We start from the raw sequence: 5,764 nt of genomic DNA, 5'->3' as shown, positions 1-5,764 counted from the left end.
CATTTGCTTTTTTCGCACATTACGCTGCGCCCTCCTGTTCTTTTCTGCAAAGGTCGATGACCTTCTGGCACTGGTCCATCTCAAATCCGCCAATGTGTACCAGCCGCTCGGGAAGCCCCATCTGCCTGGCCAGCCACTGGTAACCCTTGGTACGGCTCATGCCTTTGTGTTTCCAAAAGGCGTCAAAGACCTGGTGAGTCTCTATTCGCTTGAGCCGCAGAGTCTCGTTGGCCACATGGCCCAGGGCCCGCGTCGTGCCCTTGTGGCATCCGACCCGGGCATTGCAGTTCTGGCACTGGTAGATATACTCCTTCTCCAGGCCCAGGCGCTTGACGGCGGAGCCGTAGACCGCCCTGGCAGGCACAAGGCGGATCACGCCGCCACAGTAGCGGCAGATCTCCGAACGCTCCAATGACATCCCTCCTTATGCGGCCGTCTGGACCGCTTTTTTCTGTTCTTTTTCTTCCTTTGCCCGAAGCAGCGTGGGCTTGCGCCGGGACATCTGCAGGCACACCAGTTCATCAGTGCGCATGACCAGCACCCCGTTTTGTCCCACTTCCAGCATCAGTGTGCCGCCAAGGGCGGCCAGGCACTGGGATAGCTGGCGGGCATTGTACCAGTATTCGCCTTCCGGCGCGCCGGACAGCGCCACGACCTCCATGTCACGTATGGACGAGCAGTTCGCACCTTCACAACGCACCCGGATCCGGTTGCCCGCAAAACTTAGGCTGAGCACGCCGTAGTCATCCGCTACCACGGAGATAGCGGAAACCGCATCGTAGAGCGCGGCGGCGTCCGTGAGAATGGTAAAGGAACTCTGTACGCTCCTTAGCAGCAGATCGTCGTCTACATGCTCCCCATCCAACAGCCGAGCGGAAAACAGGAAGTCCGTCTTCATGAATACCACACTCTTGCCGGTGGTGCCCACATCCAGTTCATCCCTGTTGCTCACTAGGCGGGCCAGTTTATTAAGAGACGCAGCGGGAATCAGCAGGCTGGCTGACGCCTCACCCCGGCTGTCCCCCTTGGCGGAAACAAGACGGGAGCCATCGTAACTCACCGCCTTCAGGCCGTCGCTGACGAAAACCAGTTTGACGCACCGCATGGTGGGCTTGCCCTCATTTTCCGAGGCCGCGAAGATCGTCCGGGCTGCCATGTGGGGAATATTTTTGACCGTCACGGTGTCCTCCGGGAAGGGGATCTCCGCACGGGGATAATTGGATACGGACAGGACAGGGATAGTATAGTGGCATGAGCCGCTTGTGATCTCAGCTTGCCGCCCGTCCTCACCCTGGAGGGAAACAGTCTCGCCGCCCAGGACCCCCAGCATATTGGCAAAGAGTTTTGCATTGATGAGCAGGGCTCCTGCCTCCATGACCCGCGCCGGCATACGCAGCTCCAGAGCCACCTCGTTGTTGGTGGCCGCCATAGTCAACTTGCCGTCCTCGCCACTTTCCAGCAGCACACACCGCAGTTCGTCCATGGTGGCCTTGCTGGGGACAATGCTCTCTGCCGCTTTGGCAAGGGACAGGGCCTCCAGTCGGTTCATGGTGATCTTCATGCCGCTGCCTCCGTTTCTGCACAGACCTTTTCAATGAGAGCATTGACACAGTCAAAGATCTTGTCCGAGCACCGGCCGCCCTTTCTGGTCCGGTATCTCAGGTCGCTGCAGCGGCCATTTGCAATTCTCAGGCTGATCAGTTTCTCGTTAATCCATCCCTGGGTACGGAGGGGGACTTCCACCCCGTACAGCCGCATCAGATGGTTGACAATGGCGTAACTGCCATAGCCTCCGTCCTCCCGGTACAGCCGGATGTCCTCATTATCCAGCACGCCCTCATGCTTCAGTACATGGATTGCCTTTTGAATCTGCTCATTCGCCTTTCGGTTGGTCTCCTCGCGTTTCCGTTTGTGTTCCTCCTCAGCCTTTGCCTGCAGAGCCGCACGCTCTGCCTGTTTCTTCATCCGGTACTTGGCGGACAGTTCCCTGCACAGATCGAGTTCATCCAGAGCTGCCGCGCCGATAAAATCGGGAAAAGTCTCACCGCCGTTCCCCTTGGCTTCCAGGTAGGTGGAAATATGTCCATCCACGATCTTCTTAATGTAGTCGACCTGGTGTTCGGGAGCGCTCCCGAGACGGCGGATTGCCTCACTCTCGATCTCCAGGGCCTTGGGAATCTCCACGGTATAGGCCTGCTCGGCCTTGTGGAGCTTGTCGAAATGCGCTCTGCGTTCTTCTTCGCCCCCATACAACTCCACAATGGCAAGTGGATCGCCGCAGTGGTTGACCAGGTCGTACTCGGTCATTCCCAATGGTGCCAGATACCCGTGGAGTTCCACATAGAGCAGATGCTTGTCGTTTTCCGCTCGAGGATAATCTCGGTCAGGGATGCCGCTGCCGTGCCAGAGGCGGTAGGCGTCCGTGCCGTTGGAAACCTCACGCTCGAAGACAGCCCGCATTCTTTTGCCGTCCGCATTGAACATATTGCAGTAAAACAACGGTCTCATCAGTTTCGCATTTTCCAAAATAATTCCTCCAATCAGAATCGTTTTTCTCATGCCACAAAATCAAAGATGGACATTTGATTTTTGTCTACTACGGTCTTCCTTGTTCGCTTGGACTTCTGTGACTTCTCCAGGATCGCCGCCAGTTCTGCAGCCTTTTCGGGGTCGATACGCCTTCGGGGTTCTGTGGGTTCTGGCAAAGGTGCGGACATGGGGGCGGACTCAGTGAACACCGTTTCCCGGAGATCACGCGCCGGCGGATCTACCGCGGCTTCGGACTTCTCTGCGGCGCTTTCCGCCTGCGGCTCGCTCCGCCCGGGGTTAATAATGGCCATCTTCTTGAAGGCGGATGCGATGTCCTCCACATTGTCCCGGATGCCCAGCATCAGTTCCTTGGCCATCTGGGAGGTCATGTCCTGCACATCGCTCATGGCCGCCAGGCCCTCCTCGGTGAAGTTGCCCTCGATGATGCCCGCCACCGCCAGTTTGGATGCCATGAGTTTCATGGCCTTGTGCTGCATGGTGTCCTTGTAGTAGAGCAGATAGACCTCCACCCGGGGCGCCGTCTGGTTGATGCGCCAGGAGCGCCGGGACGCCTGCCGCAGCGTGAACAGTTTGTAGCCCATGCTGTAGAAGACGAGGGTGGTGAAGGCGTTCAGGTCGAGGCCGGTCTCCACGAGGCTGGGATTGGTGATGAGCACCTGCAGCCCGGCGGAAAGGCGCTTTTGCACCCACTCCTCCCGGGCGCGGGGGCGGATCTTCTCGCTCATGATCTCCGTGCGGTAGCCCGCCCCGGTCAGCAGTTTCAGAAGTTTCTGCTGGGAGTCGGTGCGCGTCCAGCTGGTGTAGACCAGGACCCGCTCGCCCTGTGCCACCTTGCGCCGCACGATGTCCAGAACAGCCTGCTCTTTTGCGCCGACGGTGTCAAAATCGCCCATGTCCAGCGGTTCTACCAGCGGTTCTCCGGAGTCCGGGTCCAGAATAGGCGGCTGGTCATAGGGCTGGTCCGGGTAGGCGGTGAGCAGATTGAGGTAGGCCGAGAGGATGCGCCTTGCGGCCTTTCCGCCTGTTTTCAGGATTTTCCGCAGGATGCTCTCGATGCGCCTGTACTCCTCGGCGACCTCCTCTTCCATATCCAGCGGGATCGGGATCTCCTCATAGTCGGGAAGGTCCTTGCCCATATCCGACAGGGAGAGGAAAGCGGTCTGCTCCAGCAAAAACCGGGAGTAGACCAGCGGGGAGACTCCGGGCAGCTGCCTGGTTCTCGTCTTTCGCCTGTGGGCCCTGCGGTTGACCGCATAATCTTGCTCGTCCTCCTCATAGGTGTTCTCCACCACGCCGTACTCCGCGTCAAATTCGGCGGGGGCGCTGTAGGGCTTGCCGTCCTGCATCATAAGGTCGGGGCAGACCCGGTAGAGCAGGTGGAAGATGCCGGAGGAGTAGCCGTTGATGAGGGTGGCGGTCATCCCGATGACCCGGTCCGCCACAGAGAAGATCTCCGCCATGGCGTCGCCCTGGCCGCTGTCGTTGTTGTACTCGTGGAGTTCGTCCACAATGCAGCCGTCAAGTTTCCCTTTGTACTTGCGCTTGATGTAGGCGCTCATGGGATAGCGCCGGCAGGCCCCCACGGTGGGGTAGTACCCATCCGGGTTTTCCGCGACCGTCCGGATCTGCTCCAGCGTCGGCTCATGCTTCGTCTTCGTAAGATGCTCCGCCGCAAGGCGGCGGTGGATCCAGCCATAGGCGCCTAACTTCACCCACTCGCTGGCATGGCCGGGATTGACCGGCGCCCAGAGGAGGCTGCCGCAGTTGCCGCACTTGTGGTTTTTGCGGTTCTCCGTGCGGAAGAAAAACTGGTTGACCTTGCCCGTGTACCGGATGCCGTCCTCCGTGAAGGACGCCTCAATGGGCTCCAGGCAGTCCGGGCAGAGATACGCCTTCTTGTGCCGGTTCCAGATCACGGCGGGCCGCTTCATGTAGCCGTCCCGGGCCTTCTCCTTGGAGATGATGGCGTAGATGCTCCTGTCGCCCTTTTCGTACAGGTCGTAGAGCCGGTCCAGTTCCGTGTTGCTACGCACCACCACGCCGGCGGTGTCCGGCAGGGTCTCGCCGATCTCCCGCGCCCATTTGTTGGCCACATGGGAGGGGCACAGGATCACATTAAAAGTCTTTTGCAGCCCCCGGCCGGCCTGCTCCGCCCGCAGGGCGTACACGGCGGCCATGGCCGTGGCACCGATCTTCGTCTTGCCGGACCCGCACTCTGCAACAATAAAGCCGCACTTGTGCTTTTGCAGTTGGCGCTTCACCGCCTCGGCCACGGCAAGTTGGGCATCGTAGAGGGAATAGCCCGCGTGCTTCCGGATATAGTCGTTCACAGCCAAAATCTCCGGCGAGAGCGGCTCGCTGGCCGGGTCGAAGAGAGGCTGGAACTGCCCGCGGATGCGCTCGGCTACCGTTACGCCGAAGGTGTTCAGGTAGCCGGTGACATTCTCCACGCCGTCAAAGCCGTCCGGGTCGATGACCGTCCCGGGGATGGAGATGGCCCCGCTTTTGAGGCCGTCCTCCACCACGGAGATGATGTTGGAATCATCCTGCCGGCAATACAGCACCCAGGCGTCCAGCTTCTCCCGCAGGGAGATGACCTGGAGCCGTTTCAAAATTCCCCGGCGCTCCAGTTCATCCAGCACATAGTCCCGAAACTCCGGGATCAGCGGCACCGATGTTTTCCGGTCCACCTCTTCAAAGAGGCGGTCCCTGTCGTTTTCCGGACAAAAGATGATGCACTTGCGCGGTGGCAGGTCCATTTTCTCCTGTCCCTCTTGCTCTTCATCCCCCTCTTCGCCGCTTTCGGGGGCCTTCGTCTTCTGGTCATCGTCAATGGCCAGAAGCGTCGCCTCGGCATACACGCCGTCATGGGTGACCTGCCGGCGGTACCGCCTGGCCTGGCTTTCCAGCCATAGGGGACGGTCACCCATATTGGCGTCCAGAGTCCCACCGGCATAGATGGCGTCGGCAAGGCCGCGCACCATCTCCGGGTAGCCGCCGAATCGGACGGCGCGGAGGATGTTCCTGTGGGGGCCTTCCCGCTCATAGACGATGGTATCCGCGTATGCGGACAGGCGCACCTCCTGGGAGGCGTTGTAGTAGCTGACTGGGATCAGCCTGCTCTGACTGCTCATTTCATATTGAATCTCCTTTCCGCGGCGGACAAAAAAAGACCGCAACCGCCCATATGGGCAATTACGGTCTTCTTGGTCCT

4 protein-coding genes are annotated in these 5,764 nt (G+C 59.7%); all 4 read right to left on the bottom strand.

Annotated elements, in window-relative coordinates; all coding sequences use genetic code 11:
- Window positions 1–19 precede the first annotated feature (19 nt).
- The 4 genes from QZS13_RS09730 to QZS13_RS09715 are packed head-to-tail and all read right to left on the bottom strand — an operon-like array spanning window position 20 to window position 5,684.
- On the bottom strand, window positions 20–412 hold the full coding sequence (locus tag QZS13_RS09730; protein ID WP_295588439.1) for a zinc-finger-containing protein: 393 nt from the start codon (window positions 410–412) through the stop codon (window positions 20–22).
- A gap of 12 nt (window positions 413–424) precedes the next feature.
- Window positions 425–1,561, bottom strand: coding sequence for a hypothetical protein (locus tag QZS13_RS09725; protein ID WP_295588438.1), 1,137 nt, complete (start codon window positions 1,559–1,561; stop codon window positions 425–427).
- A complete protein-coding gene (locus tag QZS13_RS09720) occupies window positions 1,558–2,526 on the bottom strand; it encodes a hypothetical protein (protein WP_295588437.1) in 969 nt (322 codons plus the stop codon). Before QZS13_RS09720 ends, QZS13_RS09725 begins: the two co-directional genes overlap by 4 nt.
- 29 nt (window positions 2,527–2,555) lie before the next feature.
- Window positions 2,556–5,684: a helicase-related protein gene (locus QZS13_RS09715; protein ID WP_295588436.1), complete on the bottom strand. Its 3,129-nt coding sequence runs from the start codon at window positions 5,682–5,684 to the stop codon at window positions 2,556–2,558.
- Window positions 5,685–5,764: the final 80 nt, after the last annotated feature.

Source organism: uncultured Oscillibacter sp. (assembly GCF_900546705.1).
Lineage (GTDB): Bacteria > Bacillota > Clostridia > Oscillospirales > Oscillospiraceae > Oscillibacter.
Note: the sequence above shows the minus strand (reverse complement) of the source record. Positions and strands in the feature narration are given on the sequence as shown.